General features: G+C 45.6%; 23 protein-coding genes. 11 read left to right on the plus strand and 12 right to left on the minus strand.

Annotated elements, in window-relative coordinates:
- Window positions 1-45: 45 nt before the first annotated feature.
- The 3 genes from KHS38_RS05780 to KHS38_RS05790 form a co-directional block, all read right to left on the minus strand.
- Complete coding sequence (locus KHS38_RS05780; protein WP_213487551.1) at window positions 46-1947, minus strand: glycoside hydrolase family 88 protein; 1902 nt, start codon at window positions 1945-1947, stop codon at window positions 46-48.
- A gap of 179 nt (window positions 1948-2126) precedes the next feature.
- The gene (locus tag KHS38_RS05785; protein WP_213487552.1) at window positions 2127-3161 is read right to left on the minus strand and encodes a pectinesterase family protein; all 1035 of its coding nucleotides are present in this window, start codon (window positions 3159-3161) and stop codon (window positions 2127-2129) included.
- A 21-nt stretch (window positions 3162-3182) separates the two neighbouring features.
- Window positions 3183-4835: a glycoside hydrolase family 28 protein gene (locus KHS38_RS05790; RefSeq protein WP_213487553.1), complete on the minus strand. Its 1653-nt coding sequence runs from the start codon at window positions 4833-4835 to the stop codon at window positions 3183-3185.
- 315 nt (window positions 4836-5150) lie between these two features.
- On the opposite strand from KHS38_RS05790, the gene KHS38_RS05795 reads away from it, so the two are divergent.
- The 4 genes from KHS38_RS05795 to KHS38_RS05810 all read left to right on the plus strand — a co-directional run bounded on the left by KHS38_RS05795 (window position 5151) and on the right by KHS38_RS05810 (window position 9205).
- Window positions 5151-6182, plus strand: coding sequence for a LacI family DNA-binding transcriptional regulator (locus KHS38_RS05795; RefSeq protein WP_213487554.1), 1032 nt, complete (start codon window positions 5151-5153; stop codon window positions 6180-6182).
- Window positions 6183-6438: 256 nt separating this feature from the next.
- Complete coding sequence (locus KHS38_RS05800; protein WP_213487555.1) at window positions 6439-7263, plus strand: LiaF transmembrane domain-containing protein; 825 nt, start codon at window positions 6439-6441, stop codon at window positions 7261-7263.
- A gap of 161 nt (window positions 7264-7424) precedes the next feature.
- Window positions 7425-8459, plus strand: a complete 1035-nt coding sequence (locus KHS38_RS05805) for a sensor histidine kinase (RefSeq protein WP_249665292.1) — start codon at window positions 7425-7427, stop codon at window positions 8457-8459.
- On the plus strand, window positions 8456-9205 hold the full coding sequence (locus KHS38_RS05810) for a LytR/AlgR family response regulator transcription factor (RefSeq protein WP_213487556.1): 750 nt from the start codon (window positions 8456-8458) through the stop codon (window positions 9203-9205). Before KHS38_RS05805 ends, KHS38_RS05810 begins: the two co-directional genes overlap by 4 nt.
- A gap of 5 nt (window positions 9206-9210) precedes the next feature.
- Here the strand turns inward: KHS38_RS05810 and KHS38_RS05815 are convergent, their stop codons facing one another.
- Together KHS38_RS05815 and KHS38_RS22340 are read right to left on the minus strand one after the other, a co-directional pair.
- Window positions 9211-9939 (minus strand): DUF3891 family protein, encoded by a 729-nt coding sequence (locus KHS38_RS05815; RefSeq protein WP_213487557.1) that lies wholly within the window; start codon window positions 9937-9939, stop codon window positions 9211-9213.
- 145 nt (window positions 9940-10084) lie between these two features.
- Window positions 10085-11251: a DUF8457 domain-containing protein gene (locus KHS38_RS22340; RefSeq protein ID WP_213487558.1), complete on the minus strand. Its 1167-nt coding sequence runs from the start codon at window positions 11249-11251 to the stop codon at window positions 10085-10087.
- Between the two features lie 75 nt (window positions 11252-11326).
- Between KHS38_RS22340 and KHS38_RS05825 the strand changes: the two genes are divergently transcribed.
- The 3 genes from KHS38_RS05825 (at window position 11327) to KHS38_RS05835 (ending at window position 12782) form a co-directional block, all read left to right on the plus strand.
- Complete coding sequence (locus KHS38_RS05825) at window positions 11327-11902, plus strand: thymidine kinase (RefSeq protein ID WP_213487559.1); 576 nt, start codon at window positions 11327-11329, stop codon at window positions 11900-11902.
- Window positions 11903-11970: 68 nt separating this feature from the next.
- Window positions 11971-12261, plus strand: a complete 291-nt coding sequence (locus KHS38_RS05830) for a putative quinol monooxygenase (RefSeq protein ID WP_213487560.1) — start codon at window positions 11971-11973, stop codon at window positions 12259-12261.
- A gap of 152 nt (window positions 12262-12413) precedes the next feature.
- The gene (locus tag KHS38_RS05835) at window positions 12414-12782 is read left to right on the plus strand and encodes a response regulator (RefSeq protein ID WP_213487561.1); all 369 of its coding nucleotides are present in this window, start codon (window positions 12414-12416) and stop codon (window positions 12780-12782) included.
- A gap of 74 nt (window positions 12783-12856) precedes the next feature.
- Here KHS38_RS05835 and KHS38_RS05840 read toward each other — a convergent pair whose 3' ends face one another.
- Complete coding sequence (locus KHS38_RS05840) at window positions 12857-13108, minus strand: hypothetical protein (protein ID WP_213487562.1); 252 nt, start codon at window positions 13106-13108, stop codon at window positions 12857-12859.
- A gap of 83 nt (window positions 13109-13191) precedes the next feature.
- Entirely contained in the window at window positions 13192-14418 is a 1227-nt protein-coding gene (locus KHS38_RS05845) for a multidrug effflux MFS transporter (RefSeq protein WP_213487563.1), read from the minus strand.
- Between the two features lie 324 nt (window positions 14419-14742).
- Here KHS38_RS05845 and KHS38_RS05850 point away from each other — a divergent pair, with 324 nt between their 5' ends.
- A complete protein-coding gene (locus KHS38_RS05850; RefSeq protein WP_213487564.1) occupies window positions 14743-16833 on the plus strand; it encodes a ferredoxin-like domain-containing protein in 2091 nt (696 codons plus the stop codon).
- Complete coding sequence (locus KHS38_RS05855; protein ID WP_213487565.1) at window positions 16830-17567, plus strand: precorrin-2 dehydrogenase/sirohydrochlorin ferrochelatase family protein; 738 nt, start codon at window positions 16830-16832, stop codon at window positions 17565-17567. The genes KHS38_RS05850 and KHS38_RS05855 overlap by 4 nt, the downstream gene beginning before the upstream one ends.
- 31 nt (window positions 17568-17598) lie before the next feature.
- On the opposite strand, the gene KHS38_RS05860 is transcribed toward KHS38_RS05855, so the two are convergent.
- Both KHS38_RS05860 and KHS38_RS05865 read right to left on the minus strand, forming a co-directional pair.
- The gene (locus tag KHS38_RS05860; RefSeq protein ID WP_213487566.1) at window positions 17599-18303 is read right to left on the minus strand and encodes an SDR family NAD(P)-dependent oxidoreductase; all 705 of its coding nucleotides are present in this window, start codon (window positions 18301-18303) and stop codon (window positions 17599-17601) included.
- Window positions 18304-18331: 28 nt separating this feature from the next.
- Window positions 18332-19306, minus strand: a complete 975-nt coding sequence (locus tag KHS38_RS05865) for a lysylphosphatidylglycerol synthase transmembrane domain-containing protein (protein WP_213487567.1) — start codon at window positions 19304-19306, stop codon at window positions 18332-18334.
- Window positions 19307-19501: 195 nt separating this feature from the next.
- Here KHS38_RS05865 and KHS38_RS05870 point away from each other — a divergent pair, with 195 nt between their 5' ends.
- On the plus strand, window positions 19502-20371 hold the full coding sequence (locus KHS38_RS05870) for a carbon-nitrogen hydrolase (protein WP_213487568.1): 870 nt from the start codon (window positions 19502-19504) through the stop codon (window positions 20369-20371).
- On the plus strand, window positions 20364-21413 hold the full coding sequence (locus tag KHS38_RS05875; protein WP_213487569.1) for an agmatine deiminase family protein: 1050 nt from the start codon (window positions 20364-20366) through the stop codon (window positions 21411-21413). The genes KHS38_RS05870 and KHS38_RS05875 overlap by 8 nt, the downstream gene beginning before the upstream one ends.
- 91 nt (window positions 21414-21504) lie before the next feature.
- On the opposite strand, the gene KHS38_RS05880 is transcribed toward KHS38_RS05875, so the two are convergent.
- The 3 genes from KHS38_RS05880 to KHS38_RS05890 form a co-directional block, all read right to left on the minus strand.
- A complete protein-coding gene (locus KHS38_RS05880) occupies window positions 21505-22647 on the minus strand; it encodes a putative sensor domain DACNV-containing protein (RefSeq protein WP_213487570.1) in 1143 nt (380 codons plus the stop codon).
- 450 nt (window positions 22648-23097) lie between these two features.
- On the minus strand, window positions 23098-23694 hold the full coding sequence (locus tag KHS38_RS05885; protein WP_213487571.1) for a LutC/YkgG family protein: 597 nt from the start codon (window positions 23692-23694) through the stop codon (window positions 23098-23100).
- Between the two features lie 154 nt (window positions 23695-23848).
- On the minus strand, window positions 23849-25237 hold the full coding sequence (locus KHS38_RS05890; RefSeq protein WP_213487572.1) for a lactate utilization protein B: 1389 nt from the start codon (window positions 25235-25237) through the stop codon (window positions 23849-23851).
- Between the last annotated feature and the right edge of the window lies 1 nt (window position 25238).

Raw genomic sequence — 25238 nt, forward strand, 5'->3', positions numbered from 1 at the left:
GATCGTGTTAAGCTATAGGTTTAGCTGTTTGTTGTAATTTATGTATTACTTACCGGCCGGAATTTGCTTTACCAACCAGGCTATGACATCATTTGCCGCTTTGTAATTTTCCATTTCGGGCGGCAGCTTGCGGCCATCCAGGTACTCATTGTAAAACCACGGGTCGCCAACAGCCAGCACGGTTCCTTTACCATATTTGGCGGCAGCTACCACCACTTCTGCCTGGTGGTTTAATACCGGTTTAGCTGGAGCCGTTAATGAGAAGGTGCTGATTTCTTTGATATATACTTTACGAGCCGTTTTAAACACCTCGTTACCCGCAGGTATAGTTACCGCACCTTGCTCAAATTGACTGCCTTGTACATGGTTTACGCTGTTTTCTTTGTATTGCATGCCAAACTTGGCCATTAACTGGTTCAGGTGCTTGAACTCGGCATTGCCGGTATCATTATTAAGCACCAGCAGCACGCCGCCCTGTTTTACCCACTCGCTGATGGCTTTAACATGCGGCTGCTCTATATATTTGGCATCAGGATTTTCTTTCGGGATATCAGGATCCACTATAAAGTAGATATCCGCTTTTTTAAGATTAGCAGTAGTAGGCGCATCATAAAGGGTTTGTGTGCTTAAGCCATAATTATTAAACAGGTAGCCCAGCAGTGAAAATCCGTTATTATCCATGCCATTCCACTTATAATGATAAGGCAATACCTGACCGGTAATATCTTTTTTGCGCTCGTCATTAAAGTAGCTGTCAAGCAATACCGTTTTAACTTTGCCTGCAGATAAATGGGCCAAACGATCCACTTCTACGCTGGCCATGATGAAAGCGCCTACGCCCTTTAAGTCGTTAGTTGCTACTTTTTCGCCGATGTAGTATTGGTAACTGCCATCGCGGTAAGGGTTTCCTCCTAAGCCGGCCACGCTGCATACTTTGTTTAAGTTTACCTGCCCGTTGGCGTCGGTGCTTATAAATTCTTTAATGATGCCTTTATAGCCCGTTTGTGCTACCTGCTGATATTGTGCTGGTAAATAACCTGCGCGTGCGCCTTTAGCCAAGGTGTACACAAACATGCAAGATGCCGATGCCTCCAGGTAATTACCCTTTTCGCCGCCCTTATCAACCACCTGGTACCACACGCCCGATTTAGCATCCTGATACTTTTGTATGGCAGCGGCCAAACGGCCCAGTATGGCTACCAGTTGTGCACGCTTAGGGTGGTTGGCCGGCATATAATCCAGCACATCTACCAAAGCCATCCCATACCAGCCCATGGCACGGCCCCAAATATTTGGCGACAAACCTGTTTGCGGATTTGCCCACCGCTCTTTTTTGCTTTGATCCCAGCCATGGTACAGCAAGCCGGTTTTAGCATTGCGGGCATTATTTTCCATCAGGATAAACTGATTGGCTATATCATCAAAAGCAGCATCCTCATGAAAAGTGCTGGCATATTCTGCATAAAAGGGCTCGCCCATGTACAGGCCATCCAGCCACATTTGATTTGGGTAACGTTTTTTGTGCCAAAAGCCACCTTGCGGTATCCGGGGTTGATTCTTTAGCTGCTCATGCAACAAGTTTGCGGCCTTATAATATTTCTCTGCCCCGAGTACCCGATATAAAGTAAGCAGGCTCCGGCCACTCATTACGTTATCTATGTTATAGTCTTCGGCTTTATAAGTACGTATGCTGCCATCGGCATTAATGTAATGATCGGCACAGTGCTGTACATATTTAAAATATCGTGCGTCGCCGGTTTGCATCCAGAGGCTTTTCATGCCTTCCCATACCACCCCCTGCTCGTAGGTCCAACGCCCGGTTGATACCGTGTCGCTCCACAAAGTCATGGCGGTATTGGCCATTTTTTGTGCCCACGTTAAGCTTTGCGCCCTAAGTACGGGTAGGCCTGCCAATAGAAACAAGCACAGTAAATAAACTTTTCTCATAGAAATTCCTTATCGCTTCAACCTCGGGAAGCCGCTTATGCAAGCCTGCCTTTCCCGGCGTTTAAATTGGTTTATAATCAGCTTTGATTACAATTTTAACTATTATTTGGTGCGTGGCAACCGGTTACTATCTAAATTTTTATGCAATCGTTCCCGGCAACGTTATCTTTTTAAAAGCATTAATGTACTGCCTCCTTACCCATTTGTTCAACAATGGTTAACGGCTCCCACTTGTCCTTTCCGGCAAGTATGTTTTCAATGGTATATTGCTTAGCTTCATATGGGGTCAATTGCCTTGTCCATTTTACACGCCCGGTACGGTTTGCGCCCGCACCTGTATTGGCGTACTCGGCGTAGTAAGCTGTTCTTTCCTTATCTGGAAACGTCACATCACCTTTCCATGGATTCCAACCCAGCGGTACAATGTGTGGCCCCATCTCTGTTTTAATAAATACGGTTTTACCATACGGCCGCCATGGCCGGCCTAAAAATACTTTGCGTGCAGCCGTGTCTGCAATCAACTTACAGTTTAGGAACACAAACCCAAACCGTTGCCCAGGTGTGGTGGCTGCAGCAGTAATGTAGGAGCTAAGCAAGCTTTTAACGGTGCAGCTTTCAAATACTGCGGTAGCCTCTCCAAAAATAAAATCCGTAGTACCTTCGATGTAGCAGTTTTGATAGTACTGGCGACTATTCTCGGTAGCGGCGTACAGTGTATCCTGGTTACCCAACAAACGGCTGTTCAGCATTACAAACCTGTCTGCTTCTACATGCAAAGCCACCGCCTGCCCTACCCGGCCGGCCGTATTTTCAATAGTCAGGTTTTGAATTTGGCAATCATTACCCTGCACCAATACGGTGTAAGAGGTGTACGTGCTCATCTTATCGCGCCCAAAGGCATCCCTGCCACCGGGAACCGGCTTGCCCGAATAGTCATTATTTGTAATTATCGTATTACCGGCACTTTCACCCACCAACGATATTTTGGTTTTCCAGGATGGGATGACCAACTTTTCGTGGTAAACGCCCTTTTTGATATAGATAGTCACTTGTTGCGGCCCCAAATCGCGTACTGCATTTACCGCTTCCTGGATGGTTTTATAATCACCGCTGCCATCTTGCGCAACGGTAAGCTTGGGACGAAACACGGCTGGCTGTGCCAGAAGCATACCCGCCCACAGCAGAAAAAACAATAACCACCCGGTTCTTTTCATGAACAGTATTATCAAAGCTTTTTATTCAGTTAGCACCTTGCTTTCGGCACCATTTTTAAATTCGGCTTTACTTTTTGCTTTAGTTACATCGGTATTGACAACCTTAATTTGGTTAGTTTTTTTACCGCTGATATTGAAAAGCAAATCCGTATTGGTACCATAACGCAGGTTATCAAACGTAACCTGGCTGCTATTACGGATATTGATAAGCGGGCTGGTTTGCTTACTTTCTAAGTAAACGTTTTTAAGGATGATGCCCTGACCTTCGATAATATCAGCGCCGCGGTCGGTTTTCAATACTATATCCTGCAGGTTGATGTTCTTGATACTCATTTCGGGCAGGCCACGTACCAACAGGCCCCGCTCGGCCCCGTTACATACCACGTTGCTCACGTAAAAGTCTTTAAACTGCGGGGTAGCTTCTGTTACCGGCGGCATTTGCGCATCCTGGATATCTTCCAGGCTTGATGGGCTTTTGGATGCATAGTACATATCAAACAGAATAGCCTCATGCAAAATATTGCGCATGGCTATGTTTTTGATATATATTTTCTCGACCACACCACCACGGCCACGGGTTGTTTTGAAACGTAAACCAATATCGGTTCCTATAAAGGAGCAATCGCTCACAAAAACATTTCGCGCCCCGCCCGACATTTCACTGCCTATTACAAAACCGCCATGTGCACGGTAAACTACGCTGTTGCGCACAATCATGTTTTCGGTAGGCTTGCCCCGCTTGCGGCCTTCTTCATCACGGCCGGATTTTACACAAATACCGTCGTCGCCGGCATCAAATGTACTATTGTCGATCAGTACATTTCTGCACGACTCCACATCAATACCATCACCATTTTGTGCATGCCATGGGTTGCGTACACGTACGCCTTGTAGCGTTACATCTTCGCAAAGCAGGGTATGCAGGCACCAGGCCGGTGAATTTTGAAAAGTAGTACCTTGCAGCAATACCTTTTTACAATTGGTAAGCACCAGCATATTGGGCCTGAAAAAGTCTTTATACTGCTCATTGGCCGCCATGCTCGATCCGGGTTCAATATACCCGGCGCGCGGCGTTTTGATGCCTTTTTTATAGCTTTCGGACGGAAACCAGACTTTACCGTCGTCACTCACCACACCGCCTGATTCTACTTTCACTTTCCATTCGTTGGCTGTTAAACGATCCTTACCAATGGCTCGCCACATTTCGCCATTACCGTCAATAATGCCTTCGCCGGTAATGCCGATGTTCTGCAGATTGTTGCCTGATATAGGCGATTCGTTACGATAAGCAGCGTGGCCTTCCCAGTTACCTTCAACCATTTTGTACTGGCTCTTATCATCCGTAAACTGCAAAATTGCACCACGGGATACATGCAGATTTACATTATTTTTCAGCTTAACCGGACCCGTCATCCAAACACCCGAAGGAACCAAAACCACCCCGCCACCTTTGGTACTACAGGCTGTGATTGCATTATTGATGCAGGATGTATTGAGGGTGATACCATCATTCTTAGCGCCGTATTTCACAATGTTGAAAGTATCTTTCCGGAAAACAGGCCGTGCTATTTTAGGCAGATTTTTCCAGGAGTAAGCCGTGCTTTGTGCAGATGCATATCCGCAAGCTGCCAGGAGTAAGGCAGTAATGCAAGCAGTTTTAGTATTATTAAACATAGGCAATTGTTTATGCTATTTTTTGAATGCGATCAACATCACTAAAATCACTTTAAAACAACCTTGCGAACCTGATCCGTACAGTTGCTTGAAAATGATTTACAGTTAATTAATAATTGGTTAAGGCTGTATAATAAGATACGTGTACCTGATACAGCCAGGAACTAAGTTCCAAACAAGATTAATCACTACTGATAAATAAAAAAAGTTTATCCCGGATTAAAACTATGCAATCGTTCCCGAAGTGCATGGTGGTCCGGCTCACTTATAAAAGGTTATGATGCTATGTGAAATAACTATATTTTAGCCATTGCTATGTTTGGATCGTACACCATAAAGGATATTGCAAAAGCGCTAGGTTTATCTACCTCAACCGTATCACGGGCGTTGAATGGTAGCTATGAAATAGGTGCCGAAACCAAGAAACTGGTATTGGAATATGCCGAAAAGGTGAACTACCGGCCCAACCCCATTGCCCTGAGCCTGAAAGAGCAAAAGAGCCATTCTATTGGTGTGGTGGTATGTGAAGTAGCTAACAATTACTTTTCGCAGGCCATAAACGGTATTGAGTCTATCGCTTACAACTCGGGCTACCATGTAATTATCACGCAAACGCATGAGTCGGCAGCACGCGAGGCAACTAACGTGCAGCACTTATTATCCAGGCATGTAGATGGCTTGCTGGTTTCCGTTTCCGCATCTACAACCGACATTACGCCCTACCAGTACCTGCACGATAAGGGCTTCCCTATCGTATTTTTTGACCGTGTTGCACAAGCGGTGAATACCCATAAAATTACGGCTAACAATATAAAGGGAGCATTTGACCTTACCGAGCACCTGATAGCCAACGGCTTTACCCGGATTGCACACATCACCAGCTCGCGCAATTTGCTGATTAGTTCAGAGCGGCTTGAGGGTTATAAAGAAGCGCTGCAAAAATATAACCTGCCTGTACAACCCGAATACATTAAACATTGCGAAAACGGCGGTATGATACAGGATGAGGTTGAAATGGCTTTGCAGGAGTTAATGACCTTGCCGGAACGCCCGCAGGCGTTGATCAGTACCAGCGACCGGATAACCACAACCTGCATTCCCATCATTAAAAGAATGGGATTCAAAATTCCGGATGATGTTGCTTTTGCAGGCTTTACCAATTCGGATGTAAGCGAATCGTTTGACCCGCCGCTTACAGTGTTGCGCCAGCCGGCATTTCAGATGGGACAAATGGCTACGGAGCTGCTTATTAAGACCATCGAAAGCAAAAGGCCTATTTATGAGTACCAGAATGAGCTGGTAGATACCGAACTTATTGTACGGAAATCATCGCTCAAATTAGCTTAATCAGTACCTTCCAAACTGTAGCTGGCAGCCCGCTTATTGCCTTTATAACTAATCCGGCTACCGCAGAGGTCCATCATAATTATCTCGATATTTCACCGGCTATTTCTCTTCATGACCACCGGTGGAATTTCGGCTGAAATTTTCACCGACAAAACACCGCCGTTTACCGAGAACCTCCAACCAGCCGCCACTTTTGTATGTGCTAAATTTACATATTGCTATACTTTTGGATCATCAAGTAATTCAAATAACAACCATGAGCATCGAAACATACCCTAACCGCCCCCGCAATAATGGCAAAGCAACGGCCGGTATTATTTTACTATTAGTAGGCCTGGTATTATTGGTAAACCAGTTCCATTTTTTCTTTTTTCCGGGATGGCTGTTTAGCTGGCCGGTTTTCCTGATCATGATCGGCTTTTACAGTGGCGCTAAAAACAATTACAAGAATTCCACCTGGCTTATCCTGGTTATCATCGGCAGCATTTTTCTGTTCGACAGAATTTTTGACGGCTTTGATTTAAGGCAGTACCTCTTTCCGCTGGGTTTTATTGTACTGGGTTTGTGGTTTATACTACGCCGTAACCAGCATGGCCGCAACCGGGCAGAACGCTGGCAGGCCTACAAAGAAGACCCTTACACCAAAGGATTTGAAGTTGACTATACAGTGAAAGAAGGAGGCGAAAGTACAGACGCTGATGCTACCTCAACCGAAAGCTTCAGTACCCCGCCGCCACAAGCCGACGACTTTATAGACAGTGTTACTGTATTTGGTAATGTAAAAAAGGTAGTGCTATCTAAAAACTTCAGAGGTGGTGATATTGTGAACATTTTTGGTGGGTCAGAACTGGATTTCAGCCAGGCCGATATCAACGGCCGCGTAATACTGGATGTAACCCAGCTGTTTGGCGGCGTGAAGCTGATCGTACCTCCGCATTGGCAGGTAACATCCGACCTGGCAGCCATATTTGGCGGCATTGACGATAAACGCTTTAATAAAGCTATACCGCAAAATGCTGATAAAGTATTAGTACTAAAAGGTACCTCCATTTTTGCAGGTATTGATATACGCAGTTTTTAACCTTTAAAAAGCATAGTCATGAACTGGTATTTAGTTATCATCAGCATTCACACTGTTTTTAAAACAGTTACAAAGCACCTGTAAACTTACAGGTGCAAGCTTTCTACATCTAAACCTTATCACTTATTTAATCACACTAACTGACCCACAATTCACAACAAATGGCTGTATCAGCATCCATATTTACCAAACTGAACATGGCATTTGCCGCCGGCGGACTGGCCTGGGCCGGTTTGCAAGCTTACGTAGTGCACAGCTTCGGTTTTATTTGGTATGTGGCTATTATAGACAGCGTAGCAAGTACACTCCCTTTGGCGGCTGCCTGCTGGCTTATCAATAACAACCTACGTTATTACCAGCCCGGTAAAGGCAGTTACATTAACCTGTTCTTTTGGTGTCTGGCACTGGCTGGCGCCTGCACGCTGCTGGTTCGGTTTACGCTGCCGCTTTTCAGCATCGGTAAAACGTACGATGTGTTCTTAGTCCAATCAACTACCCTGCGTTTTTTTACCTGCTTTATGGCTATTGGCTGGATGGCCATGATTAGCCTGATATGGTATGTGCAGCAAGACCAGAAAGAGAACGAAAAGCGTAAATCGGAAGCCGAAAAACTGGCCCGCGATGCGGAACTGTACAATTTACGCCAGCAACTGCAACCGCACTTTTTGTTTAATAGTTTGAATTCTATCAATGCGCTGATTGGTTTTAAGCCGGACGAAGCCCGTAAGATGATCCATCAACTGTCCGACTTTTTGCGTGGTACGCTTAATAAAGATGAACAAACGCTGGTACCTTTGTGCGATGAGCTGAAACACCTGAACCTTTACCTTGATATTGAAAAAGTACGCTTTGGCCACCGGTTGCAAACCGAAATAAGTTGCGATGATAAATGTAAGGATGCCAAACTGCCGCCATTACTGCTGCAACCCCTTGTTGAAAATGCCATTAAGTTTGGTTTGTATGATACAACCGGCGAAGTAACCGTAAGCATCAGGGCCGAAATTGAGGACAGCTACCTGCTGGTAATGGTACAAAATCCATATGACCCGCAAACGGCCCGCCCACGCCAGGGAACTGGTTTTGGTGTAAGTGGCATACAACGCCGGCTTTATTTGCTATTTGCCCGTAACGATTTGGTGGAAACTTTCACAAATGATGATATATTTACCATCCTGATTAAGATTCCACAAGCATGAAGCGCGCACTGATAATTGATGACGAACCACTGGCCCGCATGGTAGTACAGGAATACCTGATGCCTTATACCGATATACAGGTTTTGCAGGAATGTGGCGATGGCTTTGAAGGCATTAAAGCCATTATGCAACACCAGCCCGATCTTATTTTTTTAGACGTGCAAATGCCCAAAATCAATGGGTTTGAAATGTTGGAACTGGTTGATCAGGCACCGCAGGTAATTTTCACTACCGCATTTGATGAGTATGCCATTAAGGCCTTTGAGGCACATGCTGTAGATTATCTGTTAAAACCATTCAGCCGCGAAAGGTTCAATAAGGCCGTAGATAAATTTCTGGCACAATCGGCCGCTACCAGTGCTCAGCCGCAAAAACAAACGGAAGAGCTGCTGGAAACCGTGGCGCAATCGCCCGGTCAGCATGAGCGTATTGTGGTAAAAACCGGTACCAAAGTAAAAATCATCCCGGTGCAGGATGTGGAGTATCTATCAGCCGATGATGACTATGTAAGCATCCACACAGCCGAAGGCGCGTTTTTGAAAAACAAAACCATGAGCTTTTTTGAACAAACGCTGGATGCCCGGCAGTTTGTGCGCGTGCATCGCTCCTACATCATCAGCATTCCTCAAATCACCCGTATAGATCCTTATGAAAAGGATGCCCATTTGGCCATTCTTAAATCAGGCGCTCGCATACCGGTTAGCAGAAGCGGGTACGCCAAGCTAAAGCAAGTATTGGGCCTGTAGGTTTCTTACTGCTTAGTGAATTGCCATGTTAGTTCCTGCACTTCAGCAGCTAAAAAGGCTTTTTTAAATTCATCGTTGGTTTTGAAATGCAGTTGGGTAAGCAAGCGGCTTTCTATCTGCACTTCAAAGGCATCATCCTCAAAAGGCCAGGGTGTAACCGTAAGCGCACCATTGGCCATTTGCCTTAGCTGATGCTCACTTTTGGCCGGCCCTCTGCTAATGTCAATGCCGCGCTCCTCGGGCTGTACCTTATGCTGGCATAGCAACAGCGACAAAGCATCGCACCACTCTAACAGGGCATATAACTTATCCGCTTCCTGCTGGTTCAAATTGAGGCCCTTCCGCAAATACTTTTGCAGTTTAGTTTGCCCGGCCAGGTAAGCTTTAACCTCTTTACTTTCTTTGGCTTCATCCCGGTATAAAAAATCCATGTGCATGGAATGCAGCAAGGCAATGTACCGGCTTTTGGATAGGGCAAAGTCACCTACTCGCCGGCAATGCTCTGCGTCGAAAGAGCGCATGGCAAAATGCAGCGGTCCGCCTTGGGGTGTCAATAAATCATCGGCTTCCAATTCAATGCGGGCATCGTCATGTTCGGCTACGGCCAATAAGGTTTCCATCCAGCGTTTGGGGCGTTGCTTTGCGGCCCAATGCAGCATAAACTGCCCTGCCAATAAGCCATGCGCCCTTTGCGTAATAATTTCCCATCCCTGTTCTGTGTAATTAACAATCATACTTCAATGCATGTCCATAGTCCATAGTCCATAGTCCATAGTCCATAGTCCATAGTCCATAGTCCGAACATACTTTAAGAAGATTGTGTTTTACTTCATCTGTTAAAACAAAAAAGCCCCCGTTTACCGGAGGCTTTCTTGTTTGTTACTGAAATCGTTTATGCAACAAGGTGTATAATTTTTGAACCGTTGTGGGCTTACCCTCCCAGTTATTTTTGGTTACATAATTTACCTTCAAAAAGCGGTCTGCTTCTTCGAATGTCTTGCAGCGGTTAACCAACTCAATGGCCTCACTGTAGGCCAGACTATAGCCATTAAACAGGTCTTTCACAAACAACAGCTTATCATTTAAACTGATAGCAGATTTCAGATCTGTTATAGGCTGACCGTGCAAAGCGCTTGCCGTATTGTTGCCTTGTAACTGGGCCGACAGGCGCTGGTTAAGGGTCAGCACAGGCTCTTCGGCAGCCGGCTGCGGGTGGGATTGCGTAAACAGGTTGGGCACAACAGGTTGTTCAGCAACCGGCGTTGGCTGTGACGCTACCGGCTCGGGCTTAAACGGCTCGGGTTGCAAAGCTTCTTCCTTGACAGGTGCGGGCTCCGGTGCTTCTACAACAGGCTCCGGTGCTACAAAAGTAGGCTCAGCTTTTGGTTCCTCTGCCGGCATATAAACAGGCGGCACAGGTTCGGCTATGCTGGTCTCTTCGCTGTGGCTGCTGATGCTAAAATCATGACGGGAAGAACTTACTTCCGGCTCCTGACGGGTGAAAGAGTAAAAGTCTTGCTGAACCGGCTCAATGCTTACCTGTGGCTCCGGCGATGGTTCAACTACCGTTTCGGCCACCTGTGTTATAATGGGTTCTTCTTGTATTATTGCTGTAGGCTCGGGTTCTGGTTCTATGTCAACAACAGGCGCCAGCTCTTCTTCTTTTACGCTTACAGGTTCGGCAGGTATTTCTACCGGGTCGTACACTACGTCACTTTCGGCCAGTTGTGGCAATGGCGCAGCAAAAGATTCGGCTATATCTTCATCAACAGGTAAGTTATCATGATGGTGTATTACCCGTTCGGCAGCAGGCTCGTGTTGCATTGGCGGCGCATCAAACAAGGACACCGGTTTGGCAGCCGCTGCAACCGGCTGGCTAAGTTTTCTTAATATCTCGGTATGTTCGGTTAAAAAGTGTGCATTAGCTGCAAACAGCTCCAGTTCCAGGTCATTAAAAGCCGGCTCCTGCGATTGCAGGTAATCGTATTGCTCGTTCAATTCTTTTAGAATAGTCCCTATCTTCTTAAATATTTCCTGTTGTTTCATAATCCTGATGTTGAAAACGTGCCTATCCAAAAGTAAGATATAATTCTGATATTAGCCCGCTGTAAAGTTTTTGGAATGCTGTTTAGTGAAGATGTATTTAAAAGGCGAAGTGAGCACGGCGGGAGTATTGAAGTAATATGCGGCTCTATGTTTTCGGGTAAAACCGAAGAACTGATTCGCCGTTTGCGCCGTGCCCAGATAGCACGTTTGGAGGTTGAAATTTTTAAACCTAAAACCGATACCCGTTATGATGAAACGGCGGTTGTATCGCATAACCAAACCAGCATTCCATCCACCCCTGTCGAAAACGCATCGTCAATATTACTATTAGGCAGCCATGTACAGGTTGTAGGTATTGACGAAGCCCAGTTTTTTGACGATGAACTTCCGCATGTTTGCAACGCTTTAGCCAATAAGGGCGTACGCGTTATTGTTGCCGGCCTGGATATGGATTACAAAGGGCAGCCATTCGGCCCAATGCCTGCCATCATAGCCATGGCCGAGTCGGTAACCAAGGTGCATGCCGTATGCGTAAAGTGCGGTAACCCGGCGTTGTACTCGTACCGCCTCGTGCCCGATAACAGCCGCATACTGCTGGGCGAAAAAGAAAGCTACGAGCCACGTTGCCGCGCCTGCTACCAACTGCCTTAAATTATTTGCTGCCAATACAACAATTACGCTTTAAGTTAGGTTATTAAATATACTAACCAGCTTGAATTATGAGTGTGAAGTTGATTGCAATGATGCATTGTAATACAGATGCAGAAGAGACATTTGAGCAGGAGTTGAAAAAACTGGTTGATACCTCCTTACAGGAAGACGGCTGTTTGAAGTATGAAGTATACCAATACAACAACGAACGCTGCCGCTACCTGATTATTGAGGAATGGCAGGATGAAGAAACGCTGAGCAAGCACCAGGCAAGTGTGCCATACAAACACTTTGTACGCATATCGCCAGTGTTACTGGCCCGGCCGGCCAAGATCAAAACGCTGGAACGGCTGGTTTAACGGAAATGCCTTAAGGACATAATTAATTTTTATCCTCCAAAAACAACCAACTCCTTTTTTGTATTATTAGTACAGGCAGGTTATGAAGTAGTGAGTTATTTCTTCGTAACCTGCCTGTACTAATTTAGCAGATACAAAACCCGGTAATAGCCATGCCTAAAAAGGTTCTACTCATTGAAGATGACAAAGACATCAGAGACTCGATCGTTTTTGCCCTGCAACAGCAAAATTTTGAAGTGATTGCATCTGAAGATGCCAGGATACTTAAGCAGTTGCAAGAAATTAATCCCGACCTGATTTTACTGGACAACTGGCTATCGGACTGGAAAAGCGATGCCAACGGACAGCAATTAAGTAAAGAGATCAAAACTAACCCGGCCACCAGCCATATCCCGGTGGTTATGTTATCGGCAGTAAGCAATATTAAAGAAGTGACGGAGCAAGGCCAGGCAGATGGGTATTTGAAAAAGCCTTTTGAACTGGATGCGCTGCTGGAAATCGTCAAGAAGTTTACCGCATAATTTAAGTTAGGAATTTATATAAACACCAAAGCCTTTGGAGTTACCAAAGGCTTTGGTGTTTTAACAGTTGTTGATTACTGTTTAATGTTAGGGCCATCCTGCTCATCCTTATTTTCGCTGCCTACTTTTCCACCGGCGGTATCACCGCTATCCAGGTTCAGTTCATAGGAAGGAGTAGACGCATCATAAGCCTGCTGCAACGGATCCATCTCGAAGGTTTTTTCAACCTCAGCGCTGCTACGGCCGTTTTCTTCCTGGTTATTTTCGGTACCTGCCTGTTCGTGACCGGCAGTTTTTAATGGTTCTCTATTTTCTTCTGATGCCATAATTCAAATCTTTTGTTATTATTAAAAGGCCATAGCATCAGGTATTGTTTTATTAAAGTTTTATATTGGCGATAACAAGGCTATTAATGAAATGCGGCGGCGCTGCCACCTTCGGCCATTGTAGTTACTTTGATATTGCTACGGCCAATAAAGTAAACCACAAATGAAAGCACTGCCGCAGCTGCCATAATGCCCGCCAGCGGAATAACCGTAGGCGAATCGAACATACCTACCCCTACCGAAGCCAGGGCACCTATACCCAGTTGCACTGCGCCCATCAATGCAGAGGCAGTGCCTGCGTTATGTTCAAACGGCGCAATAGACATAGCCGATGCGTTTGGATTTATAAGTCCGATACAACACAATAGCAAAAAGAGCATTACCAATGTACCAGCTAAGCCCAGCAAGTGGTAATAGGCACCTAATAAAAACAGTACGCCAAACACCGCTTGTGCAATCAAAACTACAGGTACAATTTGCTTACTGCTGTAACGTTTCAGCAACAAGCTGTTCACCTGGCTTGAGCCGATAAAGCCTACCGACAGGCCGGCAAATATCCATCCATAGGCTTTTTCGCTAACGTTATATATTTTCATAAACACCAGTGGTGAGCCTGCTACATAAGCAAACAACCCCGCAAAAGCAATTGCCCCGGTAAACGCATAAGTATAAAACTGCGGATTTTTAAGCACTACCCAAAAGCCGTTAAGTATGGGCCGCGGTTTTAATGATAATTCCCGGTTGGGCACATAGCGGTCGGGCAGAAAAAATATAACGGCTAATAATATCAGAACGGCAATAATTGCCAGTATCAAAAATATAGCATGCCATCCCCAGGCCGAGGTAACATAGCCCCCCACAGTAGGTGCCACCATAGGCGAAGCACCTACCACCAGCATCAGCAGCGCAAACACCTTGGCATTTTCCTCAATCGGAAACAAATCGCGCACCATGGCCACCGCGGCTACAGCTGCTGCACAGCTACCAATGGCTTGTATAAAGCGTAAAGCAATTAATGAATTTACACTTGCAGCCATCATACAGCCAAACGATGCCAGCAGGTAAATCACCAGCCCTACATACAAAGGCTTTTTGCGCCCAAATTTATCCAACAAAGGACCGTAGAGCAACTGGCCGGCTGATATGCCTACAAAATAGCTGGACAATGACCAGGCAACCCGCTCAATGGTGGTATGCAGATCATCCGCTATGGCCGGAAAGCTGGGCAGATACATATCTATAGAGAACGGCCCCAGAGCTGTTAATGATCCTAAAATGAGAATGAGAAAAAAATGCTGACGCTTAGTCATAGGTAGAAATTTTGAGGTGGCAAAAATACAGCAGCCGGTTTATTAATAAGCAAATATTCGGCAATCAAATGTTTATGTGATTTTAGAATGATAATCCTGTAACCTGACCTGATGGAAATCCTAATCAGATTGTGACATTAAAAGGCACACAAACACTACTAAGTTTATATACTATGTATATATTTGTATTAAACTTAATAATACCATTGAATTGACCAGGGTATGCTGCCTTTATTTAAGTGTATTAAGAAAGTAAACGTTAATTAAGCTACTGCCGGGTTGATATGGCAATAGCTTTTTATTCAGTATTTAAAGAACCGACACATGCAAAGTTTCAGAACCGAACTGGAAAACCCGGTGGTAGAAAAGGATATCATTGATCTGGAAAAGAAGATCAGGGCTTTCCGCGAGGGTAAGATACATGATGAGAAATTCAGGAGCCTGCGTTTGGCGCGCGGCGTTTATGGTCAACGCCAGCCGGGCGTACAGATGGTGCGCATTAAACTGCCGTTTGGTAAGGTTACCTTTAAGCAATTACTGCGCATAGCGGATATTGCCGACGAGTACGGTAGCGGTAACCTACACCTGACCACCCGCCAGGATATACAGATACACTACGTAAGCTTAGACCGCACGCCCGAACTGTGGGCCAAGTTGGAACAGGATGATATTACCCTGCGCGAAGCATGTGGCAACACCGTACGCAACGTTACCTCATCACCTACGGCAGGCATCGATCCGCAGGAGCCTTTTGATGTATCGCCTTATGCACAGGCAACGTTCGAGTACTTTTTGCGTAACCCCATTTGTCAGGAAATGGGCCGTAAGTTCAAAATAGCATTTTCATCGAGCGATGCGGATACGGCCTTCAGTTATATTCATGATATTGGTTTGATACCTAAACTGCGTAATGGCAACGAGCGGGGCTTTAAAGTATTATTGGCCGGCGGCTTGGGTGCACAGCCCGCACTGGCACATATTGTACACGAGTTTTTACCCGAAGATGAACTGATTCCCTACATCGAAGCCATTATCCGGGTGTTTGATCGCTACGGCGAACGCAATAACCGGAATAAGGCGCGCTTAAAATTTTTGGTACAAAAGTTAGGATTGGAAGAGGTTTTACGTCTGGCCGAAATTGAAAAAACGGCCAACAAAGTAAAAACTTATAAAATAAACCGGGATACCGTGCCGGCTCCTGCTGCACCGCAAGCAATCAGTTATCCAGAAGCAACCATAACCAACCAGTTGGCTTACGATGTTTGGAAAGCAACCAATGTGTTTGCCCAAAAGCAGGAAGGCTTTTATGGCGTGTTTGTAAAAGTGCCTATCGGTGATATACATACACCCGAAGCGCGCAAACTGGTAGAAGGCCTAAATGGCTTAGTGGCCGACGAAATACGTATCACACAAAACCAAGGTTTATTATTAAAGTATGTACGGACCGAAGCCTTGCCTGCCCTGTACAATGTACTGGCATCAGTTAACCTGGCCGAACCTGGTTTTGACAGCGTGGCCGATGTAACCACCTGCCCCGGTACCGATACCTGTAACCTGGGCATATCCAACAGCATGACCTTAGCTCGCGTGTTGGAAGAGGTAATTTATACGGAGTACGAAGATTTGGTGTACAACCGGGACATTAAAATCAAAATAAGCGGTTGCATGAACTCCTGCGGTCAGCATGGTTTGGCGCATATTGGTTTTCATGGCAGCTCTTTAAAGGCCGATAAGCGGGTATTACCATCTGTGCAGGTGTTGCTTGGCGGCGGCACCGTTGGCGATGGCATAGGCCGCGCGGCCGAAAAGGTGATCAAGGTACCAGCCAAACGTGCTACATACGTATTGCGCTACGTACTGAACGATTATCAGGCCAACGCTACAGAAAGTGAAACTTTCCACGCTTACTATGACCGTCAGGGTAAGGACTACTTTTACCAGTTGCTAAAACCACTGGCCGATTTAACCTCCCTAACAGACGATGAATTTGTAGACTGGGGACATGAAGAAACCTTTGCTACCGCAATTGGTGTAGGCGAATGTGCCGGTGTAATGATTGACCTGGTGGCCACCCTATTGTTTGAGGCCGAAGAAAAACTGGGCTGGGCCAGAGAATCTTACCAGGATGGCCGCTGGGCAGATGCTATTTACCATAGCTACAACACTTTTGTTAGCGCGGCTAAAGCATTACTTTTGGATAAAGGTGTAAACAGCAGTACACAAATTGGTGTAATTAAGGAGTTTGATAACCATTATGTAAGTACGGGGCTGATTAATTTGCCAACCAGTTTTAACGACCGGGTACTGCAAATTAACCAACATGAACCTTCACAGCAATTTGCTGCTGCTTACCTGCAACAGGCCGAAGAGTTTTTGGCCGAAATGAAAACCAAACGGGAAGCGATTAATGCATGATAGATTCGCAACAAGATACTGATACTGCTTTAAACAGCGAAAAAGAACCGGACGGCAACCAGCTGTTTCCGGTTTTTTTGAAACTGAACCAGCTACATACGGTATTGGTAGGTGCTGGTAATGTTGGGCTGGAAAAGCTGACCGCCTTGCTAAACAACAGCCCGTATGCATCAATCACCATTGTTGCCGATAAGGTATCGTCTGAAGTGAAGCAACTGGCAGCTGACTATCCGCAAATTACCATTCATGAAAAGTTTTTTGAAGATGATGATCTGAATGTAGCAGACATTGTTGTGGCCGCTACAGGCGATAATGAGTTGAACGTACGCATCAGGCAAGCTGCACGCAAACGCAAACTTTTAATTAACGTAGCCGACAAGCCCGATCTTTGTGACTTTTACCTCGGATCTATAGTAAAAAAAGGAGATTTAAAGATAGGTATATCTACCAACGGCAAATCACCAACGGTAGCCAAGCGATTAAAAGAGGTGCTAAATACTGCCCTACCCGATGATATCAACACGACGCTACAGCAAATAAGCGCTCTGCGCAATACGCTGAGTGGCGATTTTGCAAGCAAAGTAAAAGCACTCAACAAGGCAACCGAAGTTTTATCCCCCTCCGGTAAGCTAAGTTTCTACCAAAAAAATAAGACCAAGCTCATCGCTGCAGGTCTTATCCTTGTTTTATTACTTATTGCTTTTGTAATCTATCAGCAGGCAGTTGCTTGGTGATAGATTACCTTTATTCTTGGCTCTTTATTTCTTATGGCGTTGTTAAAGCTACCGGTATTACCTTACCGCTAAAAAACTTTTGACCGGTTAAGGCAAAATCTGCAATATACTTTCCCACCTCGAAAGCCATTACCGGCGATTCGAATCCGGGAAAGGCTTTTTCCAGCATTTCGGTTTGTGCCGACCCTAAAGCCAGGCAATTAACGCTTATTTTCTGTTCGGTAAGCTCTTGCGCCAAGCTCTCGGTCAAGGCATGCAAAGCTGCCTTGCTGGCGGCATAAGCCGATAGTCCCGGAAATCTTGAACTGCCTTGAAAGGCTCCCATTGTACCAATATTCACAATGTGCCCGCCTGCCGACATGAATGGCAGTATGCTTTGCGTAATGCGTACGTGGCCCAAAAAGTTACTTTGCAGCATCTCTACAAAATCCTGCTCACCAAGTTCCATAAACGGCTTATTTACCAGCGCACCGGCATTGTTAATCAATACATCTACCTTGCCATCCAAATGTGTACGGACGAATTGCTGCAAGCCGGCGTAATCATCATACACAATATCAAATTTAATTGGGTACAAGGTGCACTCCGGATTTAAACCTTGCGCAATTTCCAGCAAGCGGGTAAGCCGATCCTGCGAGCGGGCCAGTGCAATAACTTTATGCTTGTTGGTAAGTATTAAATCCAGCACGGCCTCAAAGCCAACACCGCTACTTGCTCCGGTGATAATAATATTCATATAGTCGCCTCCCCTATCTAAAGGAAAATTATATTTTGATGGATGAATTTTGTTTTTCTTCTACTGGTTGCTTATCCGCAGGTTCGTCTTCTTCTATAGATGGCAAACCCTCCTGCAGTCGACTCGGACGCAATACATAATAAACGCCGATAAGAGAAACCAATAAAGAAATCAGGTAAAACGAGACGCTCAGAAATACGGCCAAACCCACATTCATGTGAAACGGCCCCGAAAGCTGCGTGAATATAGCCTCGCGTGCGCCAGCCCCACCTAATGAGATAGGCACTACCGCAGCCAATGCCGATAACAGGAACGACAACAGGTAGGGTGCAAATTTGCCGTTAAAATCCTGCCCCAGCATAACCAGTAAAATGGTAAGCACTTGTAGGGATTGTACCAATACGGCTTTACCATGCGCCTGCACAAAGTTGTTCGTATATTCTTTAAAAAACTTATGGGTAACAAAGTAATAAATGGCCGACCCAACCAAAAATATACTACCCGGAATAGCCATATGCAATTCAACCTGTGGCACAAACAAAATCAGCGCAACTACAATTAAGCCAATTGCCCATAAACCACTCAGCCGGTCAAACAAAATGGCCCAAAAGAGCTTTTTTGCAGGTAACTTGTACGATTTGGTAAGCAGGTATATTTTGTAACCATCGCCACCGATACCACCCGGCAGCAAAAAGTTGTAAAACATACCGAGCAGGTACAGCCTGAAATTAAAACGCGTATCCAGTCGTAAATTAATAGACTTAAAAAAACTTAATAGTCGCCATGCTGATACCACACTCGACAAAAAGAAAACCAGTACAGCTGCCAGCATCCACCAGTAATTGGCATGTATCAATCGGCCCTTTACATCTTCAAATGGCACCTTAGTGAATACATAGTACAGCAAAACAGAGGTTACTGCAATTTTAAACAGCAGTTTAGCCGCGTTCCACAAGTTATCTTTCCAGGTCTTGGGCTTCGGGAGAGTTTCCGTATCAGTCATTTGGGTACAAAAATAGTTAAAAAAATAAAATACCCGTTTTGGTAATTAAAACCTTACCTGTTAATGGCTTATGACATTCAACGAGATACCTGCCGGTAATGGCCGTTTTTTTACATTAACTAAATAATACCATGATGCCTGTACACCTCAATTTAATTTACTAATCCGTATTTTTGCGCAAATTTTAAAGCAGAGATGAGCAAAGTACAAGTAGGTTTGGTACAGATGAGCTGTACAGCTGATAAACAGCAAAATTTACAAAAAGCTATTGCAAAGGTACGCGAAGCGGCACAGCAGGGCGCACAGATTGTGTGCTTGCAGGAGCTGTTTACCTCGCTGTATTTTTGTGATGTGGAGGATTATGATAACTTCCAGTTAGCCGAACCCATTCCGGGTCCGTCAACCGACGAACTGTCAAAAGTTGCGGCAGAGCTGGGTGTGGTTATTATCGCTTCGCTGTTTGAAAAACGTACACAGGGTTTATACCACAATACTACCGCGATATTAGATGCCGATGGTACTTACTTAGGCAAATACCGTAAAATGCACATTCCGGACGATCCGGGCTTTTACGAGAAATTTTACTTTACCCCTGGCGATTTAGGCTACAAGGTTTTCAAAACCAAGTTTGCCACCATCGGTGTGTTAATTTGCTGGGATCAGTGGTATCCGGAAGCTGCCCGCATCACCGCTTTAATGGGTGCCGAAATATTGTTCTATCCTACCGCTATTGGCTGGGCTTCAAGCCAGGATGTGGATACCAACACCGAGCAGTACAACGCCTGGCAAACCATACAACGCTCACATGCTGTTGCTAATGGCGTGCACGTAGTAAGCGTAAACCGTGTTGGCGAAGAGGCAGGCCTGAAATTCTGGGGCGGCTCGTTCGTATCCAATCCGTTTGGTAAAGTTATTTTCCAGGGTGATCACCAGGAAGAGCAGGTTACCACTATAGAACTGGATCTGGCTAAAACAGATTACTACCGCACCCACTGGCCTTTCCTGCGCGACAGACGTGTTGAAACTTATCAGCCCATCACTAAACGCCTGCTGGACGATGAGTAATTTCGAGAATTCCCCTGCCAAGCAGGGTTATACTTTCCCGGCCGAGTGGGAAACACATACAGCAACCTGGCTAAGCTGGCCGCATAAGGAGGCTTCATGGCCGGGTAAAATTGAAAGTATTTACGCCAACTACTGCGCCTTTATTAAAGAGGTAGCACAAGGCGAATTGGTGCGTATTAACGTAGCCAATCAGCAAATGCAAGCCTCGGCAACACAGCATTTGCAGCAAGCTGGCGTTGATTTAAACCTTATTGAATTTTACGAGTTCCCTACCAACGATGCCTGGTGCCGCGATCATGGTCCGGCGTTTTTAGTAAACCGCAGCACCAAGAAAAAAGCAGTGGTTGATTGGGGTTACAATGCTTGGGGTGGCAAATATCCGCCGTATGATCTGGATGATGTTATCCCAACCCGGATAGCCGAACACTTTAATCTGCCGGTATTTAATCCGGGAATTGTAATGGAAGGCGGTTCGGTTGATTTTAACGGTGCAGGTACTTTGCTAACCACAACAGCCTGCCTGCTGAACAAAAACCGCAACCCACACCTGAAACAAAGCCAGATTGAAGAATACCTGCATAATTATTACGGTGTTCAGCAAATACTATGGTTGGGTGACGGCATTGTAGGCGATGATACTGACGGGCATATCGATGATATTACCCGCTTTGTGAATGAAGATACGGTAGTAACGGTAGTTGAAGAAAACAAAAGCGACGAAAATTACGCCATTCTGCAACACAACCTGCAGGTACTGAAAGGCATGCGCTTGCCTAATGGCAAACAACTGAATGTAATTGAATTACCGATGCCAACACCGGTTATCCATGAAGATCAGTTATTGCCAGCATCTTATGCTAACTTTTACATCAGCAATGCAGCCGTTGTAGTACCTACTTACCGCAGCGATAGTGATCAAAAAGCGCTAGACATTATTCAGCAATGCTTTCCGCAACGCAAAGTGGTAGGAATCGACTCTACTGATATTATCTGGGGCCTAGGCAGCTTTCACTGCCTGAGCCAGCAGGAACCAGAAATTTAATCTACTTCATTCAATAAAAGAAAGCCCTGATTTATTAAAATCAGGGCTTTCTTTTTATCCGGTTATCCTATTATCAAGGAAGGTTAGTAGCTTACAACAACAATGCATCTATTCGGTGCGCATGCACCTTGTTCAATTGGTTTGACCACGAAAAAATTGTAAAGTGCCCATCCTGCGATGCTACCAGGGCCAGCGAATCGCGCTGATCATACACAAACTGTGCTCCGGCCAGATGCCTGGTTCCGCCGTTTTGCACCGGGTGAATAACGGCACCGGTACTATCCTCTACCGGCTCGGTTACTAAAATTTCCTGTACAGGCATACTGTTTTTGGCCCGCGTTACCTTTGCGCCAAAGGCAAGCATGTGGTAATCATGCGTAATCACTGTAGCGCCATCAACCGCGGTGTAACCGCCTACTGTATCTATTACCCGGGTAAGCGCCTCGCGCCAGGATGGTTTACTACGCTCGGTGATGTCTTCTTTCATCAAATCAGTTATGCCACAATAAGCCGGCACAATAGGATAAGATATCGGATGAACTATGGATTCGTGCCAAGCTGTTGTGTTGTCCGGCACTACCAGCACAATACCGCCGCGGCCATGCTCGCGCATAGCACCAGCAAGTTCAATTAATACGTTTACGGCATCGTCCTGGCTATCGGGCAAAGGCATACCCAGCAACGAGGCCACCAACGCCGGCGAATCACCCATACCCAAACGTCGCTCGTTTACTATCTTGATCTCATCGCCTTTCAAAATGGCAACGTTAATAAACTTACCAAAACCATCGGCCCGGCTATGTTTTACTACCAGCAAACCCGGCTCAATTACCTCCAGTACAAAGCAAATGCCCGGCAAGGCCAGCACGCTACCCCATACGTACATGCCGCTATCATCATGCCATACACCTAAGTGAATACCGGCTTTCTCAACTGCCGGCCCCAGCTTGGTCAGATTATTGGGCGTTAACCTCAACTTGTTTTTGAACATTAACGGCTGTTTTGCTTTATCGGGTGGCAGCAAAGCAAGGGATATTTTGGGTGAATGACCCTCCTCTCGCCGTAGGCTGGCCCAAAAGGCTACATCAATAATTGCTTCAATGCACTGCAACTCGGGCTGCGGGGCCAAATTGCACTTCCCTGCACAATCGGCTGTATCCAAATGATAAGCAAAGTGGTTGCTGATGGTGCCGGATACCATACGTGCAGCCAGGTAAGATGGTTCTGAGATCATGACGGGGTGCCTTCCAGGTTATGCTATAACTAAGTTATAAATATCAACAGCAAAGTAAAGTAACTTTTGTTGAACGTAATTACAGCTAATGTACAAGGTTTGTAATATTTATCATTAGTTTTTAATAGAAGGGCGCTTGTTGAGGTTACTTTTGCACCAACGTTCATAAGACGATAAACTTAAACCCCTGGAAATTTACTGCCCAAAGCCGCATTTTCTAATGCTATTCTAATATGCGCTATGAATTCTTTCCGTTTTTATAATTTCAGTGTCAACTAAGTGTTAATACGACTATTTTTATAGAATTTATTCTTGCATTTAATGTTGAAACACTTACTTTTGCCCTCTGTAAGTCTATGCTTACAATTGTGATAAGGTTTAGGTTGAAGCCTCCAAGCTGCAAGAGCGAGGAGGCTTTTTTATGTCATTATACTTTCAGTCTGTCTATTATTACCCTAACAGAAATACATTCATAGAACGAGGCCCATGTGCACCTAAAACAAGCGACTGCTCAATATCGGCTGTTTTGGATGGCCCGGCTATAAAAGCTCCATAGCCATAACTGCGGTTACTAATTTGTTCATAAGCCTTATGCATAGTAGCCACAACTTGATTTGCCGGAACAATAACAACCAGATGCTGGCAGATAAAAGGTAGTACCCGCTTACCCATTAACTCTTCAGTTACCCATACGGCACCATTTTCGGCCACAGCAAAGTGCGCTTTAATAATGGCCAGCTCCACATTTTCCAGGCTGTGAATATCATCTTCAAACACATGCGACTGATGGTGCGGGTGTAGCTCTGTAACCGTATTAACAATGCGCCCTTCAGGAAATTGAACATTCAGGATGCCTGTAATGTCTTCGTAGCTACCAACCTGGTAAGCGGTGCCACCAATACCGGTTAACACGGTGATGTACTTCTCGAGCAAGTCCGCCGGCTCTGCGAGCTGTGCTGCATCTTTCAATGCATTTAAGTCGGGCAGGGCAACAGCTTCTGGCTGGTTGCGCGCTACAGCCGCTAATATCTTCTCTCTGCTGGACATGTTTTTGTAGTTGATAATAGTAGTTTATAGTTGATCGTTCATGGATGCGGAGCAATATTTTGCTTTACGTCTACTAACCATACCATTCTCACTCCCGATCCTGCCTATCTGTCCTAAGCACCAAATCCTAATTGTTGGCTCTCGGCTCTTGGTTCTAAACGCCTGGTTCCTGGCTCCCGGCTCTGTTTCTGGCGTACCACTCACCAAACGATTCTTTAGGCGGTGCAGGCATATCACGCTGTTTATACCAGGGGTTAAGTTTGTTATTTACAGCAAAAGGTGCAAACTTGATAGTGGCCCTTCCCATCTTACCAGCGGCATGATATAGGGTGGGTGAGGCTAATGTTGCAGCCATCAATTGCATGGCTATCTTTTTTACTGTTGGCGCATAGCCCGCTTTTACCAATACCTGCCGCCATTTATAAAGCTGCTGATGAATATCAATTTTAACCGGACATACATTTGAGCAGGAGCCGCACAATGTGGAAGCAAAAGGCAGATCGGCATACTTTCTCATGTCCAGGTTAGGAGCTAGTATAGAACCAATAGGGCCTGCCACTGCGGTATGATAGCTATGCCCACCACTCCTGCGATAAACCGGGCAGGTGTTCATACAAGCCCCGCAACGGATACATTTGAGCGAGTTGCGAAAATCTTCACGTCCCAACTGTACACTACGGCCATTATCCACCAGCACAATATGAATCTGTTTGCCATCGCGCGGCTTGCTGTAGTGACTGCTGTAGGTAGTAATTGGCTGCCCCGTAGCGCTGCGGGTAAGCAGGCGTAAAAATACACCCAGATGCTCGCGTTTAGGAATTAGCTTTTCAATGCCCATAGAGGCGATATGCACCTCGGCCAGGTTAGTGCCCATATCGGCATTTCCCTCGTTAGTACATACCACAAACTCGCCGGTTTCGGCAATGGCAAAGTTTACGCCGGTGAGCGCGGCACGCCGGGTGAGGAAAATCTCGCGCAGGTGCTGGCGGGCTGTTTCCGTCAAAAATTGCGGATCATCAACATTTGATGGTGTACCCAGATATTTATGAAACAAATCGCCTATCTCCCCTTTCTTTTTGTGGATACAGGGTAACACGATATGGCTTGGGTGCTCGCCTGCCAGTTGTACAATACGCTCGCCCAGGTCAGAGTCGATCACATCAATACCGTGCGATGCCAGGTAGTCGTTCAGTCCGCACTCCTCCGTTAGCATGGATTTGCTTTTTACCATGCGGTTAATCTGGTGTTCTTTTAATAGCCCAAGCACAATATCATTGTGTTCTTTAGCATCGGCAGCCCAATGGATCTTTATCCCATTGCAGGTCGCATTTTTTTCGAACTGTTCGAGATAAGTGCTCAGGTTTGATAGTACGTTGAACTTTATTTGCGATGCTGTTTCGCGCAGCAGTTCCCATTCGGGTAGCTGATGTACATTTTTATCACGTTTTTGCCTTATCCACCACAAAGTCTCATCGTGCCAGCTTACGCGGTCTTCATCCTTATTAAATACTTCTGCAAGTGCTGCATGATCTTTACTTTCCATC

The sequence above is a fragment of the Mucilaginibacter sp. Bleaf8 genome, from assembly GCF_018390515.1.
Classification (GTDB): domain Bacteria; phylum Bacteroidota; class Bacteroidia; order Sphingobacteriales; family Sphingobacteriaceae; genus Mucilaginibacter.

Coding starts and splice junctions, on each gene's coding strand:
- KHS38_RS05805 (WP_249665292.1), top strand. CDS start 7,425: ATGGCTGTATCAGCATCCATATTTACCAAACTGAACATGGCATTTGCC.
- KHS38_RS05810 (WP_213487556.1), top strand. CDS start 8,456: ATGAAGCGCGCACTGATAATTGATGACGAACCACTGGCCCGCATGGTA.
- KHS38_RS05835 (WP_213487561.1), top strand. CDS start 12,414: ATGCCTAAAAAGGTTCTACTCATTGAAGATGACAAAGACATCAGAGAC.
- KHS38_RS22340 (WP_213487558.1), bottom strand. CDS start 11,251: ATGAAACAACAGGAAATATTTAAGAAGATAGGGACTATTCTAAAAGAA.
- KHS38_RS05860 (WP_213487566.1), bottom strand. CDS start 18,303: ATGAATATTATTATCACCGGAGCAAGTAGCGGTGTTGGCTTTGAGGCC.
- KHS38_RS05880 (WP_213487570.1), bottom strand. CDS start 22,647: ATGATCTCAGAACCATCTTACCTGGCTGCACGTATGGTATCCGGCACC.
- KHS38_RS05795 (WP_213487554.1), top strand. CDS start 5,151: ATGTTTGGATCGTACACCATAAAGGATATTGCAAAAGCGCTAGGTTTA.
- KHS38_RS05840 (WP_213487562.1), bottom strand. CDS start 13,108: ATGGCATCAGAAGAAAATAGAGAACCATTAAAAACTGCCGGTCACGAA.
- KHS38_RS05890 (WP_213487572.1), bottom strand. CDS start 25,237: ATGGAAAGTAAAGATCATGCAGCACTTGCAGAAGTATTTAATAAGGAT.
- KHS38_RS05780 (WP_213487551.1), bottom strand. CDS start 1,947: ATGAGAAAAGTTTATTTACTGTGCTTGTTTCTATTGGCAGGCCTACCC.
- KHS38_RS05800 (WP_213487555.1), top strand. CDS start 6,439: ATGAGCATCGAAACATACCCTAACCGCCCCCGCAATAATGGCAAAGCA.
- KHS38_RS05790 (WP_213487553.1), bottom strand. CDS start 4,835: ATGTTTAATAATACTAAAACTGCTTGCATTACTGCCTTACTCCTGGCA.
- KHS38_RS05855 (WP_213487565.1), top strand. CDS start 16,830: ATGATAGATTCGCAACAAGATACTGATACTGCTTTAAACAGCGAAAAA.
- KHS38_RS05865 (WP_213487567.1), bottom strand. CDS start 19,306: ATGACTGATACGGAAACTCTCCCGAAGCCCAAGACCTGGAAAGATAAC.
- KHS38_RS05830 (WP_213487560.1), top strand. CDS start 11,971: ATGAGTGTGAAGTTGATTGCAATGATGCATTGTAATACAGATGCAGAA.
- KHS38_RS05870 (WP_213487568.1), top strand. CDS start 19,502: ATGAGCAAAGTACAAGTAGGTTTGGTACAGATGAGCTGTACAGCTGAT.
- KHS38_RS05815 (WP_213487557.1), bottom strand. CDS start 9,939: ATGATTGTTAATTACACAGAACAGGGATGGGAAATTATTACGCAAAGG.
- KHS38_RS05885 (WP_213487571.1), bottom strand. CDS start 23,694: ATGTCCAGCAGAGAGAAGATATTAGCGGCTGTAGCGCGCAACCAGCCA.
- KHS38_RS05825 (WP_213487559.1), top strand. CDS start 11,327: ATGCTGTTTAGTGAAGATGTATTTAAAAGGCGAAGTGAGCACGGCGGG.
- KHS38_RS05850 (WP_213487564.1), top strand. CDS start 14,743: ATGCAAAGTTTCAGAACCGAACTGGAAAACCCGGTGGTAGAAAAGGAT.
- KHS38_RS05785 (WP_213487552.1), bottom strand. CDS start 3,161: ATGAAAAGAACCGGGTGGTTATTGTTTTTTCTGCTGTGGGCGGGTATG.
- KHS38_RS05875 (WP_213487569.1), top strand. CDS start 20,364: ATGAGTAATTTCGAGAATTCCCCTGCCAAGCAGGGTTATACTTTCCCG.
- KHS38_RS05845 (WP_213487563.1), bottom strand. CDS start 14,418: ATGACTAAGCGTCAGCATTTTTTTCTCATTCTCATTTTAGGATCATTA.